Below are 15,969 nucleotides of genomic sequence, written 5' to 3' on the forward strand. Positions count from 1 at the left end.
ACCATGAGCCAGTCCCAGCTCGCCAACGCGCAAGTCCCGGCCCAGATCACGCTTCCGGTTGTCGCAGGGCAGGTGGGACGGCTGTCGCAGGCGCTGATGGCCATGGTGCTCGGCGCGTTCGTGATCGGCATGGTCGGCTTCTCCCATATCGACGTCGTCCACAACGCCGCCCACGACGTGCGGCACTCGAACGCGTTCCCCTGCCACTAACCTTGATGGCATGAGCACGTTTCGCGCGATCGTCTTCGCGTCGGTCATCTCGGGTTTCGTCGTCGGTCTCCTCGTCACCGTCGTCCAGCAGTTCGGCACCGTCCCCCTGATCCTGAAGGCGGAAGTCTTCGAGAAGGCGGCGGGCGCGCACCAGCACGACGCCGCGGCGCAGCCGGTCGTGGCCGGGCATGACCATGCAGCCCACGACCATGCAGCCCACGACCATGGCGACCACGACCATGGCGCCGGCGACCATGACCATGGCGGCGCCTGGGAGCCGCGCGACGGGTTTGAGCGCAACGCCTACACCGCCGCCGCCAACGTGCTGACCGCGATCGGCTTCGCGCTGCTTCTGGCCGGCTTCTTCGCCGTGCGCAGCGGCGCGACCGGGACCAGCGTGTCCTGGCACGAAGGCCTGCTGTGGGGCCTGGCGGGCTTCGCCGTCTTCACCATCGCACCTAGCCTCGGCCTGCCGCCGGAGCTGCCCGGCGTGCCGTCAGCGCCGCTGCTGTCGCGGCAGATCTGGTGGCTCGCCGCCGTGCTGGCGACGGCAGGCGGGCTCGCCTTGATCGTCTTCCGCCGCACGGTGCCGGCGGCGATATCAGGCGTGATCCTCTTGACCCTGCCGCATCTGATCGGCGCGCCTGATCTCGCCAATGTCGAGACCAACGTGCCGTCATCGCTGCTGCATCAGTTCGTCACCGCGGTGACGGTGACGAGCCTGGTGTTCTGGACCCTGCTCGGTGGCCTGACGAGCGCAGTGTTTGCGCGTTTCGATCAGCGCGCCTGAAGCTTGCGCCATCGCCGCAACGCGACAGCCGTCCACACCGTCTCGACAAGGCCGAACGGCCAGGCGCCCTGGAGAAAGCCGTAGACCGCGCTAAGCGCGCAGGCAGCCGCGAAGGCCAGTACGTAAGGTGGGCCGCGCGGCTCGAGCGCGTAGAACAGCAGCATCGCGCTAACCGACAGCAGCCCGAAGATAGTGAGTCCGTCCATCAGCTCACCGGCGCCCTCGGCTTCTTGGCAACGCCGAGCGCGTGGAAGGCGGCATACTCCATCACCGGCCAAAGGGCAGCCGTTGCCGTCATCACGGTCGCGGCGCACATCGCTGCCAGCACCGACGATCGGATCTTCGTGCCCGTCGTTCGCGATCGCCACCCGATCCAGCCCCAGGCGCAGAGCACAACGGTGATCGACAGCATTGTCATCAACCCATGCGCATGGTCGAGCACCGCGATCACGCTGCCCGCGCTGGCGAGCACGACGGGAGGCAATGTGAAGGGCAGCACACAGCAGGCCGCGCATGCCGCAGCCGCAACAGCCGTTGCGACTGCCATGCCCGCGGCCTTGCCGCCACCCGGCTCGGTCTTCGCCGCGCAGCCGCATCCGGCCGACGTCTCGGAGGGAGGGCTGCACGACGGTCCGATAACGCTCATGTGATTCTCCTCATGCTTGTGCGTCCAGGACCCGATCGCTACGCCCTCAAGCCACTTGAGGTTCAAGCGAAATGTGAGAGTGAGCGCTTCCATGAGAATCGGCGTCCTCGCCAAAGCAGCCGGCGTCTCCGTCCCCACCGTCCGCTACTACGAGAGCATCGGCTTGCTCACGAGGCCAGCGCGACAGGGCGGTCAGCGCGTCTACAGCACCGAAGACGTCAAGGCGCTCAGCCTGATCAGGCATTGCCGTGATCTCGACTTCTCGCTTGACGAGATCAGCGACATCCTTGCGTCAGTGCAGCGGCGCTTGCCCTGTAGCGAGACGAAGGCGTCTGCGGAGCGACATCTCCGTTCGATCAGAAAGAAAATTGCCGAGCTGTGCGCGCTGGAGGCGACGGTGGCCGCACTCGTGAGCGGCTGCGAAACGACATGCAGCGGCAGCGCCGCGCCGGACTGCGTGATCCTGCAGCCCGGCCAGCCATGTTGCGGTTGAACGCCACCGGCGCCTCATCGGGGATTACAAAGCGTGAGCTCGCCACGATGCGGCTTTCACGCGAGAGACCCACCAGCGATTTCGTTCCAATGGGTCTGCGAAATCTTTTTCCTGGCTCGACTGAATCCACGCGTTGACAGCCTGGACCCACGGGCTTCTAGTCAAGGCATCGGGGATATGCGGTCTCCCCGCGAGGCGACATGCCCAAGCATCGCGTCCTGATCACCAAGGGCGCAGCATGTCCACTTCATCCATCTCGATTGGTCAGACAGATCGGCTCATCCGTCTTGCGCTGCATGCGTCTGCGCGCGCCGCTGACGCCTGGGCCGAACACGGCTTCGACCCAGGGGGCAGTGACACCAGGAGGACGATCATGCGACGAGGTACACTCTGTCACGCGGCCATCATGCTGGCCGCCGCCTTGGGAGTCGTCATGGGCGCCGGGCAATTCATCGCGCCGGCCCGGGCGGAAGACGTCAATTGGCAGGCGATCGACCAAACGCTCGGCCGCAAGGCCGCGGTCACGGACGATGTCCACCGCTACGGATTTCCGCGCAGCGATCTGTCCGTGACCCTGGACGGGGTCGCGATCAAGCCGGCGCTGGCGCTCGGCGGCTGGGTGGCGTTCAAGCCGGCGCATGGCGGCGCCATGGTCATGGGCGACCTTGTGCTGCTCGAGACCGAGGTCAATCCGGTGATGGTGAAGATGATCGCGAGCGGTCTGGAGATATCGGCCGTGCACAACCATCTGCTGCGGGCGAGCCCGGCGACGTTCTACATGCATGTCGCCGGACATGGCGACCCCGTCAAGCTGGCCGCCGCGATCCACGATGCACTCGCCGCAAGCAAGACGCCACTGACCGCTGCCGCGCCGGCGAGCCCGCCGCCCGCGGTCGATCTCGACACGGCGAAACTCGACCAGATCATCGGCACCAAGGGACAGGCCAATGGCGGCGTCTACCAGTTCAACGTCAAGCGCCGTGATCCGATCACGCAACAGGGCATGGCGCTCACGCCCGTCGGGCCGATGGGCGTCGCCATCGGCATCAACTTCCAGCCATCAGGCGGAGGCAAGGCTGCCATCACCGGCGACTTCGTTCTGTCTGATAATGAGGTGAACCCGGTGATCGCGGCGCTGCTGGAGAACGGCATCGAGGTGACGGCGCTGCACAGCCATATGCTGGATGAGCAGCCGCGGCTGTTCTTCATGCACTTCTGGGCCAACGACGACGCGATCAAGCTCGCCAAGGGCCTTCGCGCCGCGCTCGACAAGACGGCGAGTGCAAAAGGCTGACCGGCGAGGCGCTACGTCATCAGATCGTGCAGGCCGGTCCAGCCGGTGTAGAGGCCGACGAAGACGATCAGGGCCGCCGAGACATAGGGCGCGCGGTGGGCATAGCGGCTGAAGCCGCCCCAGTGACGTTCGACGTGGCGCAGGCTGAGCGCGGCCAGAACGCCTGCCGACACCATCGTGATCGCGAGCCCGATGCCGAAGGACAGCACCAGGACGAAGCCGAGGCTGAACTGCTTCAGCTGAAGGCAGAGCAGCAGCACGGTGATCGCGGCGGGGCAGGGGATCAATCCGCCGGTGAGGCCGAACAGGATGATCTGCGCGGTGGTGACGGTGCGCCCGGCAAAGCGCTTGCGGATGTCGGCGGCGTGGGCGCGCGCATGCGCGTCGTCCTCGTCGCCGAGGTCCATGTGGTCGTGATCGTGCTCCTCGAACAGAAGCTCGGCGGAATCGCCGGCGAGGGTGACGCGCGCCTTGAACGCATGTGGCTCGGGAATTTCATCGACGCTTTCGAGGTACCCGTCCCCTGCAGTGAAGGCGAAGCTCTGCTCCGAGCCGTCCTCGCGGATGGTGGTCACCCTGATGTCGCCATCAGCGGGAAGCGCGGCCGTCTCGCTCCGGATCCGCCAGCGCGGCGGCACGCCGTCTTCGAACACCTCCAGCAGCAGCGCGAAGCCGGCGAGCGAGATCGATTGCGGCCCGTCGTGGTGGTGATGATGGTCATGATCATGTTCGCGGTTCTGGTCCCGCCAGGTGCGCCAGACCATCCAGGTGGCGATGCCGATGATGATCGCGGCGGAGACCAGTTGCAGCCAGGCCTCGCTGCGTTCGCCTGATAATTCCTGGCCGAAATAAAGGCCCGCGAGCGCGACCGCCCAGACAACGGCGGTATGGGAGATGGTCGCCGACAGGCCGAGCAGCACGGCCTGGAGCACGGTGCCTCTGATAGCGATGATGAACGCGGCCATCATGGTCTTGGAATGGCCGGGCTCGAGGCCGTGCAGCGCGCCGAGCAGGATCGCGCTGGGCACGAACAGCCATGCGTGCGCGCTGCTCTGCTGGAGCAGGTGAGACAGGTCGGTCATCTCATCACTTCAAATAGGTTCGGACGACGTCGATCAGGTCGGCGGCGCCCTTGGCCTTCTCCGGATCCTTCTCGTGCGCGGGATCCACGACATGATGGCGGATGTGGTCTTCCAGCAGCTCGGTGGTGAGACCGCTGATCGCACCCTTCACCGACGCCACCAGCATCAGCACGTCGGCGCAGCCGATCTCCGACTCCAGTGCGCGCTCGACGGCTTCAAGTTGACCCTTGATGCGCCTGACGCGGCCGATGAGCTTCGACTTGTGCTTGATGGTATGCGACATCGCAGTAAGATAGGGGGGTACCCTATACGAGTCAATGCAACTGAGGCTCGACTCAAGGACGGTGGGAAGCAGCAGCGTGCCACTCGCTCGGCGTAGGGTGGGCAAAGCGAAGCGTGCCCACGCATTTTTCGCGATGGAAAGAGGTGGTGGGCACGGCGCGTTGCGCCTTTGCCCACCCTACGGCATCTGTCGCCCATATCTCCGACAAACGCCGACTCAGTCGCGATCCCGGCGGCGCCGTCGCAACACTGGTCGCGCACCTCGCATCATGAAATCAGAGATTGCGCGATGTCATCTTCGCGAGGGTATCACTGTAAGCGAACCCGTGTCTTCCCGGTAACGACTGTGCTGCCTGAGCCACACCGCTGGTGGATTTAACCCTCACCACTGGTCGTTTGCAGCGGCGCCGCTTTTTGGCCACACCCGAACATGAATAAAATCACTCGAATGTTTGAGGGGCCCGGGCTGGTCCCTTGCTGGCGGCAGGAAATCCCAAGGTCGATTCAAATCTTGGCTCTGATGTTTCCTGAACTGACAAGGGTTGGCCAGGAAACTAGATCTGAGGAAACTGGTCGCGATGGACGCCAAGGCCAACATCAAGCAGAGGCTGCCGAGCCGTCACGTGACGGAAGGTCCTGCGCGCGCGCCCCATCGTTCCTACTTCTACGCCATGGGTCTGACCACCGAGCAGATCCACCAGCCCTTCGTCGGCGTCGCCTCGTGCTGGAATGAAGCCGCGCCCTGCAACATCGCCCTGATGCGCCAGGCGCAGGCGGTGAAGAAGGGCGTCGCATCCGCTGGCGGCACGCCGCGCGAATTCTGCACCATCACCGTGACCGACGGCATCGCCATGGGCCATGACGGCATGCGCTCCTCGCTGCCATCGCGCGAATGCATCGCCGACTCCGTCGAGCTGACCGTGCGCGGCCACGCCTATGATGCGCTGGTCGGTCTTGCCGGCTGCGACAAGTCGCTGCCGGGCATGATGATGGCGATGGTGCGCCTCAACGTGCCGTCGATCTTCATCTATGGCGGCTCGATCCTTCCCGGCAATTTCCGCGGGCAGCAGGTCACGGTGCAGGACATGTTCGAGGCCGTCGGCAAGCACTCCGTCGGCGCCATGTCGGACGAGGACCTCGACGAGATCGAGCGTGTGGCGTGCCCCTCGGCGGGTGCCTGCGGTGCGCAGTTCACCGCCAACACAATGGCGACGGTGTCGGAGGCCATTGGCCTCGCGCTGCCTTACTCAGCCGGTGCTCCCGCACCGTACGAGATCCGCGACGCGTTCTGCATGACCGCGGGCGAGAAGGTGATGGACCTGATCGCGTCCAATATCCGTCCGCGCGACATCGTCACCCTCAAGGCGCTCGAGAATGCCGCTGCCGTCGTCGCGGCTTCAGGCGGCTCGACCAATGCTGCGCTGCACCTGCCGGCGATTGCGCACGAGGCCGGCATTAAGTTTGACTTATTCGACGTCGCCGAAATCTTCAAAAAGACACCTTATGTCGCGGATTTGAAGCCGGGTGGCCGTTATGTCGCCAAAGACATGTTCGAAGTAGGTGGCATACCGCTTCTGATGAAGACGCTGCTCGACAACGGATTTCTCCACGGCGACTGCATTACGGTCACCGGTCGAACGATCGCCGAAAACCTCAAAAGCGTGAAGTGGAATCCGCACCAGGACGTGGTGCACCCGGCAGACAAGCCCATCACCGTGACAGGCGGTGTGGTCGGTCTGAAGGGCAATTTGGCGCCAGAAGGTGCGATCGTGAAAGTCGCGGGAATGTCCAACCTCAAGTTTACCGGTCCGGCCAGGTGCTTCGACCGGGAGGAGGATGCTTTCGAGGCGGTCCAGAAGCGCACCTATCGCGAAGGCGAAGTCATCGTGATCCGCTACGAGGGCCCCAAGGGCGGCCCCGGCATGCGGGAGATGCTCCAGACCACCGCAGCGCTGACCGGCCAGGGTATGGGCGGCAAGATCGCGCTCATCACCGACGGCCGCTTCTCCGGCGCCACGCGCGGCTTCTGCATCGGCCATGTCGGGCCGGAAGCCGCGGTCGGGGGCCCGATCGGGCTGCTCGAGGACGGCGACATCATCGAGATCGACGCGGACGCCGGTACCCTTAACGTAAAATTGAGCGACGCTGAGCTGGCTCAGCGCAAGACCAAATGGAGCGCTCGCGCGACTAATCACACGTCGGGTGCGCTCTGGAAGTATGCCCAGCAGGTTGGACCAGCGGTCGGAGGGGCAGTGACCCATCCGGGCGGCGCGCACGAGAAACAGTGCTATGCGGACATCTAGGCGTGCCATTGTTGCGTTTGTGTTGGGGGCTACCGCGCTGGCCGCGCCGGCGCTCGCCTTCGACGGCGCGCCCGTCAATCCGAAGGACGCGACCATCCCCGTCGTGACCAGTCTGCCCGGTGCCGCGGGTGCGGCGCGAAAGTCAGTGCCGCCGGTCGCGACCCAGGAAACCTCGCTCAGTGCCTTGCAATATGCTGCCGAGGGTGGTCATCCGATCGCGCAGTGGAAGCTCGGCCGCATGTACGCCAGCGGCGACGGCGTCGCCCAGGACGACGTGCGCGCCTTCGAATATTTCACCCGGATCGCCAATGCGCATGCCGAGGACAGCCCGTCGGCGCCGCAGGCGCAGGTCGTGGCCAATGCCTTTGTCGCGCTCGGGCGCTATTATCTGAGCGGCATCCCGAACTCCAAGATCAAGGCCGATCCTGACAGGGCGCGGGAGATGTTCTCCTATGCCGCCTCCTATTTCGGCAACGCGGACGCGCAGTACGATCTCGCCCGGCTCTATCTGAAGACGCCGGACGCCTCCCGGGAGGATTTCCGCTACGGCGCCCGCTGGCTTGGCCTTGCCGCCCAGAAGGGCCAGCACGAGGCCCAGGCGCTGCTCGGGCAGATGCTGTTCAACGGCGATCGCCTGCCGCGGCAGGCCGCGCGCGGCCTGATGTGGCTGACGCTGGCGCGTGACAGCGCCGGCGCCGACGAGACCTGGATCAAGGAAAATTACAACCGCGCCTTCGCCAAGGCCTCCGACGACGACCGCGCCATGTGCCTGCAAATGCTGGAACAGTGGGTCCAGGGCCGCCACGAATAGCTGCGGCAACGAAGGTGCCGTAGGGTGGGCAAAGCGAAGCGTGCCCACCACCTGTTTCGATCACGACGAGATGGTGGGCACGGCGCGCGAAGGGCGCGCCTTTGCCCATCCTACCGCAGTTGTGATTGCCGCTCGCCCCGGCCAACTCCACGCAAGGCCTACGCCGCCTCCAGATCCAGATCCGCCCAAACCGGCACGTGATCCGACGGCTTCTCCCAGGCCCGCACGTAGCTGTCGATGCCGACATTGGCGAGCTTATCGCTCGCCTGCGGCGAGAGCAGCAGATGGTCGATGCGCAGCCCCTGGTTCTTCTGCCAGGCTCCGGCCTGGTAATCCCAGAACGTGTAGAGACCAGGCTCGTCGGTGACGGCCCTTAAGGCGTCGGTCAGGCCGAGGCCGAGCAGGGACTGAAAGCTCTCCCGCGTTTCGGTCTTGAACAGGGCGTCCTCGGTCCAGGCCGCGGGATTGTGGACGTCGCGGGCATGCGGGATGACGTTGAAGTCGCCTGCGAGGATCAGTGGCTCCTCGGTCTTAAGACGCTCCTTCGAATATTCAAGAAGACGCGACATCCATTTGAGCTTGTAGGGATATTTATCGGTGCCAACAGGATTGCCGTTGGGCAGATAGAGGCAAGCGATGCGCATCACGCCCTGCTTGAGCGTCACCACGCCCTCGAGGAAACGGGCATGCGTGTCCTCGTCATCGCCGGCAAGTCCTGACTTGGTCTCGTCGAATTTGAGCTTGGAGAGCAGGGCAACCCCATTGAACGTCTTCTGCCCGTGGGTCACCACGTTATAGCCGAGCGCTTCGATCTCGAGCCGCGGAAACGCCTCGTCGATGCATTTGATCTCCTGCAGGCAGACGATGTCCGGCTGGCATTCCCTAAGCCAGGTCAGCAGGAGATCGATCCGCTGCCGGACCGAATTGACATTCCAGGTGGCAACTCTGATGGGCATGGGGCGGGCTCCGGGCAGGGGCCATGGTTAGAACAAACCGCTAACGCCCCCGTCAAGGACGCCGCAAAATCTCCCACAAAATTAACCCGGTTGAAGCCGGTCCTAGGCCATTGATACGGAAAAGGTTCCTCGGAATGGGATGGCGGGACAAATCCACAGCATTGACTGAGCAGCGCGACGGTTTCGTCGGCGCTTTCCCGTCCTGGCTCGGCGGTTTCGAGATCGAAGACGGGCTGATCGCCGATCTCAGCGAGCGCGAGCTGCGCCGCATCCGCGCCAAGCAAATCGACGCAGTGACGCGGCTGATCCCCGTGACCATGGCCGTCACCATGCTCAACGTCGCTATTGTTCTGATCCTGTTCTGGGGCAGGGGCTGGAACGACTTCCTCGCGATCTGGGGCGCAACCCTCACGGCCGTCGCTTCGGTCGCCGTGCGCGCATGGCAGCGCTCGCATCAGAACCCACCGCAGGAGGCTTCGCCCCGCACGGCGCGGCAGATGCTGCGGCAGGCGTTCTTCCTCGCCGCGATCTGGGGCACGCTGCCGCTGGCGCTGTTCAGCCGGGTTGGGCCGACCAGCCAGCTCATCCTGGCCTGCCTGATGGTCGGCATGATGTCCGGCGGCGCCTTCACACTGTCGACCTTTCCGCGCGCCGGCCTCGTCTACCTCGCCACCATGACGGTCGCCTGCGCCGGAGCGCTGCTGCTGTGCGGCACCGGCCCATATCTGGTGACGGCGGTGTTTCTGCTGCTGTTCGCGTTCTTCATGGCGCGCAACATCGTCTCGCAGGGCAATCTGTTCCTCGGCAATCTCAAGGCCCAGCTCGACCTCGAGCGGCAGACCGAGATCATCTCGCTGCTGCTGAAGGACTTTCAGGAGAACGCCAGCGACTGGCTGTGGCAGACCGACGCTGAAGGCCACCTCGTCGACGTGCCGCAACGCTTCGCCGACGTCGCGCAATTGCCGCTTCCGCTCCTGAAGGGATCGCATTTCGCCGACGTGCTCGACATGCTCTGCCCCGAGGACAAGGCGGCCGCCTACAACATCCTCGGCCTGATGGAGCATACCGAGCCGCTGCACGAGATGAATTTGAAGGTCGTCGCCGGCGGCGAAGCGCGGCTGTGGTCGCTGACCGCAAAGCCCGCCTACGATCGCGACGGTCAGTTCCTGGGCTATCGCGGCTTCGGCCGCGACGTCACCGAGCGCTGGCGCGCGGAGAAGGCCGAAGCCGAGAACCGCGCCAAATCGGACTTCCTCGCTGTCATGAGCCACGAGATCCGTACGCCCATGAACGGCGTGCTCGGGCTTGCCAGCATGCTGCTCGAAACCAATCTGGATGAGGAGCAGCGCGAGGCCGTCATCACGATCCGTGAATCCGGCGACAATCTGCAGCGCATCCTCAACGACATCCTCGATCTCTCCAAGCTCGAGGCCGGACGCTTCCAGTTCGAGGCAATCGACTTCGCGCCGCAGACGCTGGTCGAGACGGTTGCGACCGTCGTGCGCGCGAGCGCCAAGGGCAAGGGTATCAGCCTCAAGATCGAGCTCGATCCGAACCTGCCGCCGACGCTGCGCGGCGACGTCGCGCGCATCCGCCAGGTGCTGCTCAATCTTGCCTCCAACGCGGTGAAGTTCACCGACGCGGGCGAGGTGACGATCAAGGCCATGTGCCCGGCGCGGCGCGACCTGCTCGCGACGGTCGAATGGACCGTGACCGACAGCGGCATCGGCATTGCGCCCGACAAGCTCGGGCAGCTGTTCAGCGACTTTGCGCAGGCCGACGCCTCGATCAGCCGCCGCTTCGGCGGCACCGGCCTTGGCCTTGCGATCTCAAGGCGCATCATCGAGCAGATGGGCGGCACCATCGGCGTCACCTCGACGCCGGACGAGGGCTCGACCTTCCGCTTCACGCTGGTGCTGCCGTGGAGCCAGGCGCAGACATCAGATCAGGACGCGGGCCGCGAGGAATCCGACGATCTCAAGGCCCGAATTGCCGGCCTCGACCGGCCGCTGAAGGTGCTGGTCGCCGAGGACGATGCCGTCAACCGCATGGTCGTGAGCAAGATGCTCGCCGCCTTCGATGTCGAATTGCGCGTCGTTAGCGACGGTGTCGAGGCCGTCGCGGCCGCATCAGAAGGCGACTACGACATCGTGCTGATGGACGTGCGCATGCCCGAGATGGACGGGCTCGCCGCGACGCGCGCGATCCGCGCGGGAGGAGGGCGCTTTGCGGCCTTGCCGATCATCGCCCTAACGGCCAACGCCTTCCCCGAGGACGTCACGATCTGCCGCGAGGCCGGCATGTCGGACTTCCTGGCCAAACCGTTGCGCAGGCCGGCGCTGGTCGCGGCTCTGCTGCGCGCGCTGGACGGCCATGTGATGACCGAGGAGGCGCCGCTGCAGCCGGAGCTGGCGCCTGATGAGGTGGAGTGGACGGACGAGGAAAGGCAGACGACGGGCGCGTAAGGCGGCGCCGGTCATGGTTTTCCATAGACGCGCGCGGCGACCGCCTTCGGGGGCTCCGACTTTACCCGTGCCGCTCCGGCGCATAGTCGAGCGGCAGCACCGTCGTCGCCTTGATTTCCTGCATGACAAAGGACGACGAGACGTCCGCGAGCGTGATCCTCCCGATCAGGCGCTGGTAGAGCCTGTCATAGGCGGCAACGTCAGGGATGACGGCCTGCAGCAGATAATCGACATCGCCGGTCATGCGGTAGACGCCGATGATCTCGGGAATGTCGCGCACGGCGTTCGAAAACTGCTTGAGCCAGCTGGCGCTGTGCTCGGTGGTGCGCAGCGCGATGAACGCGGTCAGGCCGACATTGATGCGGCTGGCATCGAGCAGGGTCACGCGGCCCTTGATGATGCCGTCATCCTCCAGGCGCTTGATGCGGCGCCAGCAGGCGTTGCGGGAAAGTCCCGCCCGCTCGCTAAGCTCGTCCAGCGACAGGGCGGCGTCATGCTGGATCAGGTTGAGGAGTTTGCGGTCTGTTTCATCCATTATCCCAACAATACAGGAGATCGTCGTCCAAATTCAACCGGATTAGGGTCAATAGCGTGATATTTGGGACATCTTCTTGATCCGAATCCCCTAGGGATTGCAGGCGAACCGCGTCCCTGGAGCCCCGCATGCAAACCACCCTGCACCGGCTGTTTCTGTCCCACCCTGCGAGCGTCGATGAATCCTACGGCGAGCATTTCCTGTTCGCGCTCGGCTTTTCGGCGCGCCTGTTCGGCGCCGCCTTGGCGGCGCTGGTCCACGCCGTCATTCCCTGCCTGTTCGAGACCACCGCCAGCCGCATGATCCGGCAGATGCACGAGCGCATTGCGCGTCGCGGCCACGCGCTGCAGCCCGCCGAGTAGCCAGCGGCGCGATCTCCGCAAGTGAAAGGCGCTAATCGGAGGGCGCCGGAATCTTGTGCGCGGCCACGAGCGGATGATCGAGCGTGCTGATGTGCCGCGCATCCGCACCGCCGGGCGAGCCCCAGCCGGTGACCGAGCTTGCAAAAAATTCGGCGTTGGCGCGCATGAAATCACGCTCGTGCTCCGGCAATTCATCCTGCGCGTAAATCGCCGAAACCGGACAGACCGACAGGCACAAGCCGCAGTCGATGCATTCGTCGGGCTGAATATACATCATACGTCCGCCTTCGTAGATGCTCTCGACCGGGCAGACATCCTGGCAGGCCCCGTCCTTGACGTCGATGCAGGTCGAGACGATGACGTAGGCCACGAGGATCTCCTGATGGTCAGCGTCCGCGCCAGTTCGGCGCACGCTTCTCCTGGAAAGCGCGCACGCCTTCGTCCTGGTCGGACGATTGCAATGCTTCGACGAGCGCCGGCAACCGCAACATCTGCGCGTCTGTCGGCGACAGGCGCTGACCGGCCCGCACCATCTGCTTGATGGCCCGTACCGACAGCGGCGCGCAGGCGAGAATATCCGTGATCCAGCGCGTGACCGCGTCGTCGAGCGTTTCGGGGGCGACCACCTCGTTGACGAGCCCGAACCGCAACGCGTCCGCAGCACTGATGCGACGTCCCGTCAGCAGCATTCCCATCGCCCAGACATGAGGAATGCGACGCGCGAGCAGGGCGATGCCGCCGTCGAGCGCAAGCCGGCCGACCCGCGGTTCCGGCAGACCGAAGGTTGCGTTGTGCGAGGCGATGACGATGTCGCAGCCGAGCATCATCTCCATGCCGCCGCCGAGCGCGTGCCCGTTGACACGGGCGATGACAGGGATGTCGAGCGTCTCGCGGAGCGCGATGCCGCCGAAACCGCCCGGACGCGCAGCCGCCCAATAGTCGAGCCCGCTGGAGCCGGACCCGCCCTTCATGTCCGCGCCGGTGCAGAAAGCACGCTCGCCGACGCCGGTGAGCACCACCACGCGAATCTCGCGGTCGCGCTCGATCGTCTCCCAGATCCGGATCAGTTCGGCCTCGGTCGCCTGATCGACTGCGTTGAGGCGTTCCGGCCGGTCGAGCGTCACGCGCGCGACTTGGTCCTGCACCGTGAATTGCACGTTCATGCGACGATCCCCTGCGCCTTGAGAGCGGCGATGCGCTCCGCGGAGAACCCGGCCTCGGCAAGCACGGCCGTGCCATCGGCGCCCAGTGCGGGCGGCGGTCGGCGAAGCTGGAAGGCATCGGGAGCCATGGTCAGCGGCGTGCCGATCAGCGCCATGGTCGTCGCGCCGCCGCTCAGCGTCACTACAGTGCCATTCAGCTTGGTCTGTTCGTGACCAAGCGCTTCCGCAAGCGTCAGCACCGGCGAGCACAACAAATCCAGCTCGTCGAGGCGCGCCAGCCAATAGGCAGTCGTGTTCGACGCGAAGCGTTCGCGGAATTTCCCCTGCAGCTCGGCCTTGTGCTCGACCTGGCCCTGGAACGTTGCGTAACGCGGATCGGCGGAGAGATCCGGCAGGTCCAGCGCCTTGCAGATATCCCTCAGCGGGTTGGCCTTGAAAGCGCCGACCAGAACGACGGCGCCGTCGGTGGTCGCAAAGCAGCCGGTCAGGGGATACGATCCCCAGCTGAGATCCTTGCCGCGCTGCAGCCACATCGCGGCTTCCTGCATTTGCATGGCCAGCATCGACTCGAACAGCGAAACCGCGACCTGCTGCCCATGGCCGGTTTTCTCACGCTGCAGAAGGGCGAGCAGGATCGCCTGCACCAGATGCATGCCGGCGGTGTAGTCGCACAGCGCGGTGGCGTAGACTGTGAGCGGCTCGTCGTCATTGCACTTGCGACGCATCACACCGGATAGCGCCTGTGCGAGAATGTCCTGGCCGCCCTTGTGGGACAGCGGCCCGGCCTGGCCGAAGCCGGAGCCGAATGCGCAAATGATCCGCGGGTTGATCTTGGACAGCTGCTCGTAGCCGAAGCCCATGCGTTCCATGACGCCTGCGCGGAAATTGTTCACCACCACGTCGGCAGTACGAACGAGATCATAGATGATCTCTCTGCCTTCTGCCTTGCGCAGGTCGAGGGCGATCGAACGCTTGTTGCGATTGAGGCTGCGAAACACGGGATTGTCGAGACCATCGGGATCGTCCGGAATCGAGGAACGCGACAGGTCGCCGGCTCCCGGCCGTTCGATCTTGATCACGTCGGCACCGTAGTCGGCGAGCACCTGCGTCGCGCTCGGCCCCAGCATCACCTGGGTGAAATCGATGACACGCACGCCCGACAGTGGCTGCGCGGAAGAGCTATCCATCCCTGATGTTCCTATTCTGCGGCAACGGTCACGAGCGCGTTGGCGGCCGGCTGGTCGCCCGGATCGGCCCCTTGCGCCCGCAATCGCGCCTGAAGCTTCCTGATATCGACACGATCGACCGCAACGTTGGCATCGATGGCGAGCGCGGCGGCAACGCCGGCCGCTTCGCCCATCGCCATGCACGGAGGAATTTCGCGCGAGGTGCGTTGCGCCGACGAGGTCGCGGAATAGTGCCGGCCGGCGACCAGTAACTGGCCGACGTTTCGCGGCAGCAGCGTGCGATACGGATAGTAGTAGTCGCGGCCGCGCGCGACGCTGTCGGCGAAATGACGTCGATGCATCACATCGTCCTTGCTCATCACATAGACGCCGTCGAGCAACCGGGTCTGGCGCACGCCGATCTGCGGCGCAACGTCGACCACGAAGCACCTCTCGAATCCCGGCAGCCTGGCGCGGACAAATTCAACCAGCGCAGCGATGCGCTCGCGCCCCTGGAAATCGGCCCGGGTCAAATCCTCGACCTTGATGCCGTCGAAGCCGGTCATATGCGGGCAGTTGCACCAGACGATGTCAGGCAGCGGTGTCTTCAACCACCACTTGGCCCAGGACCCACCCATGATCTTCTTGGCTTCGCGGTCGATGGCGGCGAACGCCTCCGGCTCTTCGTCTTCGAAGCGTTCGGCGGCTTCGACATCGACTCCGCCGAGGCGGAACACGGTGGTCACGATGTAGGAGCCGTGGCTGAACGGCGCGCCGGCCGAGGCCGCGACATCGAGATCGCCGCTGGCGTCGATCACGACGCTCCCCATGAGGGCCTGTCGCCCGCTCTTGGTGTCGCAGATGACCCCGGTGATGCGACCGTCTTCGACGATCGCCCGCGAGAACCAGCTGTGCAGCCGCAGGTCGACCTTTGCCTCGCTGATCATCGCGTTCGCCGCGCGCTTGTAGCCGTCGGGGTCGAACGCGGCAGCGTAGCAGATCGGCTGTGGCTTGGCATGTGAGTGAAAATCGAACACGCCCCACCGCGACCATTTGCGCCACAGCTCCGCACTGGAGCGGCGCTCGGCTTCCGGCGGCACCACACACAGATCCATGCGCTGCATCCGCTCGATCATTTCGCTGCAAATCCCGCGAACACTGATCTCTTCGCCGTTGCACATGTCATCGAGCACCAGCACCATGCCGCCCGAGGCCAGGCCGCCGAGATAGGCATAGCGTTCGATCAATGTCACCGAGAGGCCGTTGCGGGCCCCGGCGACCGCTGCTGCGATGCCCGCAGGCCCGCCGCCAACCACCACGAGATCGGCGCGGCGCACGACGGGAATTTCAGCCGCAGGCTCGATGATCCGGTCAAGATTTGTCATAGCAGGCTCCTCGAAGGGCGCGCGGG

General features: G+C 65.0%; 18 protein-coding genes. 8 read left to right on the top strand and 10 right to left on the bottom strand.

Annotated elements, in window-relative coordinates; translation table 11 throughout:
* The first annotated feature begins 3 nt into the window (after positions 1-3).
* Entirely contained in the window at positions 4-210 is a 207-nt protein-coding gene (locus XH98_RS23805; protein ID WP_271620105.1) for a CbtB domain-containing protein, read from the top strand.
* A gap of 10 nt (positions 211-220) precedes the next feature.
* Positions 221-1,000 (top strand): CbtA family protein, encoded by a 780-nt coding sequence (locus XH98_RS23810; protein WP_271620106.1) that lies wholly within the window; start codon positions 221-223, stop codon positions 998-1,000.
* Here XH98_RS23810 and XH98_RS23815 read toward each other — a convergent pair.
* Positions 988-1,206 (bottom strand): hypothetical protein, encoded by a 219-nt coding sequence (locus tag XH98_RS23815; RefSeq protein ID WP_220005675.1) that lies wholly within the window; start codon positions 1,204-1,206, stop codon positions 988-990. The two genes, XH98_RS23810 and XH98_RS23815, sit on opposite strands and share 13 nt — an antisense overlap.
* Entirely contained in the window at positions 1,206-1,646 is a 441-nt protein-coding gene (locus XH98_RS23820; RefSeq protein WP_271620107.1) for a hypothetical protein, read from the bottom strand. The genes XH98_RS23815 and XH98_RS23820 overlap by 1 nt, the downstream gene beginning before the upstream one ends.
* A gap of 91 nt (positions 1,647-1,737) precedes the next feature.
* Here XH98_RS23820 and XH98_RS23825 point away from each other — a divergent pair, with 91 nt between their 5' ends.
* Entirely contained in the window at positions 1,738-2,139 is a 402-nt protein-coding gene (locus XH98_RS23825) for a MerR family transcriptional regulator (RefSeq protein ID WP_271620108.1), read from the top strand.
* 433 nt (positions 2,140-2,572) lie between these two features.
* Positions 2,573-3,433, top strand: coding sequence for a DUF1259 domain-containing protein (locus XH98_RS23830; protein WP_271620175.1), 861 nt, complete (start codon positions 2,573-2,575; stop codon positions 3,431-3,433).
* A gap of 11 nt (positions 3,434-3,444) precedes the next feature.
* Here XH98_RS23830 and XH98_RS23835 read toward each other — a convergent pair whose 3' ends face one another.
* Complete coding sequence (locus tag XH98_RS23835) at positions 3,445-4,515, bottom strand: nickel/cobalt efflux transporter (protein ID WP_271620109.1); 1,071 nt, start codon at positions 4,513-4,515, stop codon at positions 3,445-3,447.
* Between the two features lie 4 nt (positions 4,516-4,519).
* Positions 4,520-4,798, bottom strand: a complete 279-nt coding sequence (locus XH98_RS23840; protein WP_063706516.1) for a metal/formaldehyde-sensitive transcriptional repressor — start codon at positions 4,796-4,798, stop codon at positions 4,520-4,522.
* A gap of 577 nt (positions 4,799-5,375) precedes the next feature.
* Between XH98_RS23840 and ilvD the strand changes: the two genes are divergently transcribed.
* Both ilvD and XH98_RS23850 read left to right on the top strand, forming a co-directional pair.
* The gene (gene ilvD / locus XH98_RS23845) at positions 5,376-7,100 is read left to right on the top strand and encodes a dihydroxy-acid dehydratase (RefSeq protein ID WP_271601162.1); all 1,725 of its coding nucleotides are present in this window, start codon (positions 5,376-5,378) and stop codon (positions 7,098-7,100) included.
* Complete coding sequence (locus XH98_RS23850; protein WP_271601163.1) at positions 7,087-7,911, top strand: tetratricopeptide repeat protein; 825 nt, start codon at positions 7,087-7,089, stop codon at positions 7,909-7,911. Before ilvD ends, XH98_RS23850 begins: the two co-directional genes overlap by 14 nt.
* Before the next feature lie 158 nt (positions 7,912-8,069).
* Here the strand turns inward: XH98_RS23850 and xth are convergent, their stop codons facing one another.
* Positions 8,070-8,867, bottom strand: a complete 798-nt coding sequence (xth, locus tag XH98_RS23855; RefSeq protein ID WP_271601164.1) for an exodeoxyribonuclease III — start codon at positions 8,865-8,867, stop codon at positions 8,070-8,072.
* A gap of 134 nt (positions 8,868-9,001) precedes the next feature.
* Between xth and XH98_RS23860 the strand changes: the two genes are divergently transcribed.
* Complete coding sequence (locus XH98_RS23860; protein WP_271620110.1) at positions 9,002-11,332, top strand: ATP-binding protein; 2,331 nt, start codon at positions 9,002-9,004, stop codon at positions 11,330-11,332.
* 61 nt (positions 11,333-11,393) lie between these two features.
* Here the strand turns inward: XH98_RS23860 and XH98_RS23865 are convergent, their stop codons facing one another.
* Positions 11,394-11,867 carry an Lrp/AsnC family transcriptional regulator gene (locus tag XH98_RS23865; protein ID WP_442868626.1) on the bottom strand — a complete coding sequence of 158 codons (474 nt, stop codon included), beginning with the start codon at positions 11,865-11,867 and terminating at the stop codon, positions 11,394-11,396.
* A gap of 128 nt (positions 11,868-11,995) precedes the next feature.
* Between XH98_RS23865 and XH98_RS23870 the strand changes: the two genes are divergently transcribed.
* Positions 11,996-12,229, top strand: coding sequence for a DUF6356 family protein (locus tag XH98_RS23870; RefSeq protein ID WP_271620111.1), 234 nt, complete (start codon positions 11,996-11,998; stop codon positions 12,227-12,229).
* Positions 12,230-12,260: 31 nt separating this feature from the next.
* Here the strand turns inward: XH98_RS23870 and fdxA are convergent, their stop codons facing one another.
* Genes fdxA through XH98_RS23890 form a run of 4 tightly spaced genes read right to left on the bottom strand, consistent with a single transcriptional unit; the run spans position 12,261 to position 15,943 of the window.
* Positions 12,261-12,599, bottom strand: coding sequence for a ferredoxin (gene fdxA / locus XH98_RS23875; protein ID WP_271601166.1), 339 nt, complete (start codon positions 12,597-12,599; stop codon positions 12,261-12,263).
* 16 nt (positions 12,600-12,615) lie between these two features.
* Complete coding sequence (locus XH98_RS23880) at positions 12,616-13,392, bottom strand: enoyl-CoA hydratase-related protein (RefSeq protein ID WP_271601167.1); 777 nt, start codon at positions 13,390-13,392, stop codon at positions 12,616-12,618.
* Positions 13,389-14,579, bottom strand: a complete 1,191-nt coding sequence (locus XH98_RS23885; protein WP_271601168.1) for a CaiB/BaiF CoA transferase family protein — start codon at positions 14,577-14,579, stop codon at positions 13,389-13,391. Before XH98_RS23885 ends, XH98_RS23880 begins: the two co-directional genes overlap by 4 nt.
* Positions 14,580-14,590: 11 nt before the next feature.
* Positions 14,591-15,943, bottom strand: a complete 1,353-nt coding sequence (locus tag XH98_RS23890) for an FAD-dependent oxidoreductase (RefSeq protein ID WP_271620112.1) — start codon at positions 15,941-15,943, stop codon at positions 14,591-14,593.
* Positions 15,944-15,969 lie beyond the last annotated feature (26 nt).

The organism is Bradyrhizobium sp. CCBAU 51745 (genome assembly GCF_028128715.1).
Taxonomy (GTDB): Bacteria; Pseudomonadota; Alphaproteobacteria; order Rhizobiales; family Xanthobacteraceae; genus Bradyrhizobium; species Bradyrhizobium manausense.

Excerpts from the sequence above, each read along its gene's own strand:
- XH98_RS23805 (WP_271620105.1), top strand. The coding sequence starts at position 4 with ATGAGCCAGTCCCAGCTCGCCAACGCGCAAGTCCCGGCCCAGATCACG.
- XH98_RS23810 (WP_271620106.1), top strand. The coding sequence starts at position 221 with ATGAGCACGTTTCGCGCGATCGTCTTCGCGTCGGTCATCTCGGGTTTC.
- XH98_RS23815 (WP_220005675.1), bottom strand. The coding sequence starts at position 1,206 with ATGGACGGACTCACTATCTTCGGGCTGCTGTCGGTTAGCGCGATGCTG.
- XH98_RS23820 (WP_271620107.1), bottom strand. The coding sequence starts at position 1,646 with ATGAGCGTTATCGGACCGTCGTGCAGCCCTCCCTCCGAGACGTCGGCC.
- XH98_RS23825 (WP_271620108.1), top strand. The coding sequence starts at position 1,738 with ATGAGAATCGGCGTCCTCGCCAAAGCAGCCGGCGTCTCCGTCCCCACC.
- XH98_RS23830 (WP_271620175.1), top strand. The coding sequence starts at position 2,573 with ATGGGCGCCGGGCAATTCATCGCGCCGGCCCGGGCGGAAGACGTCAAT.
- XH98_RS23835 (WP_271620109.1), bottom strand. The coding sequence starts at position 4,515 with ATGACCGACCTGTCTCACCTGCTCCAGCAGAGCAGCGCGCACGCATGG.
- XH98_RS23840 (WP_063706516.1), bottom strand. The coding sequence starts at position 4,798 with ATGTCGCATACCATCAAGCACAAGTCGAAGCTCATCGGCCGCGTCAGG.
- ilvD (WP_271601162.1), top strand. The coding sequence starts at position 5,376 with ATGGACGCCAAGGCCAACATCAAGCAGAGGCTGCCGAGCCGTCACGTG.
- XH98_RS23850 (WP_271601163.1), top strand. The coding sequence starts at position 7,087 with ATGCGGACATCTAGGCGTGCCATTGTTGCGTTTGTGTTGGGGGCTACC.
- xth (WP_271601164.1), bottom strand. The coding sequence starts at position 8,867 with ATGCCCATCAGAGTTGCCACCTGGAATGTCAATTCGGTCCGGCAGCGG.
- XH98_RS23860 (WP_271620110.1), top strand. The coding sequence starts at position 9,002 with ATGGGATGGCGGGACAAATCCACAGCATTGACTGAGCAGCGCGACGGT.
- XH98_RS23865 (WP_442868626.1), bottom strand. The coding sequence starts at position 11,867 with ATGGATGAAACAGACCGCAAACTCCTCAACCTGATCCAGCATGACGCC.
- XH98_RS23870 (WP_271620111.1), top strand. The coding sequence starts at position 11,996 with ATGCAAACCACCCTGCACCGGCTGTTTCTGTCCCACCCTGCGAGCGTC.
- XH98_RS23880 (WP_271601167.1), bottom strand. The coding sequence starts at position 13,392 with ATGAACGTGCAATTCACGGTGCAGGACCAAGTCGCGCGCGTGACGCTC.
- XH98_RS23885 (WP_271601168.1), bottom strand. The coding sequence starts at position 14,579 with ATGGATAGCTCTTCCGCGCAGCCACTGTCGGGCGTGCGTGTCATCGAT.
- XH98_RS23890 (WP_271620112.1), bottom strand. The coding sequence starts at position 15,943 with ATGACAAATCTTGACCGGATCATCGAGCCTGCGGCTGAAATTCCCGTC.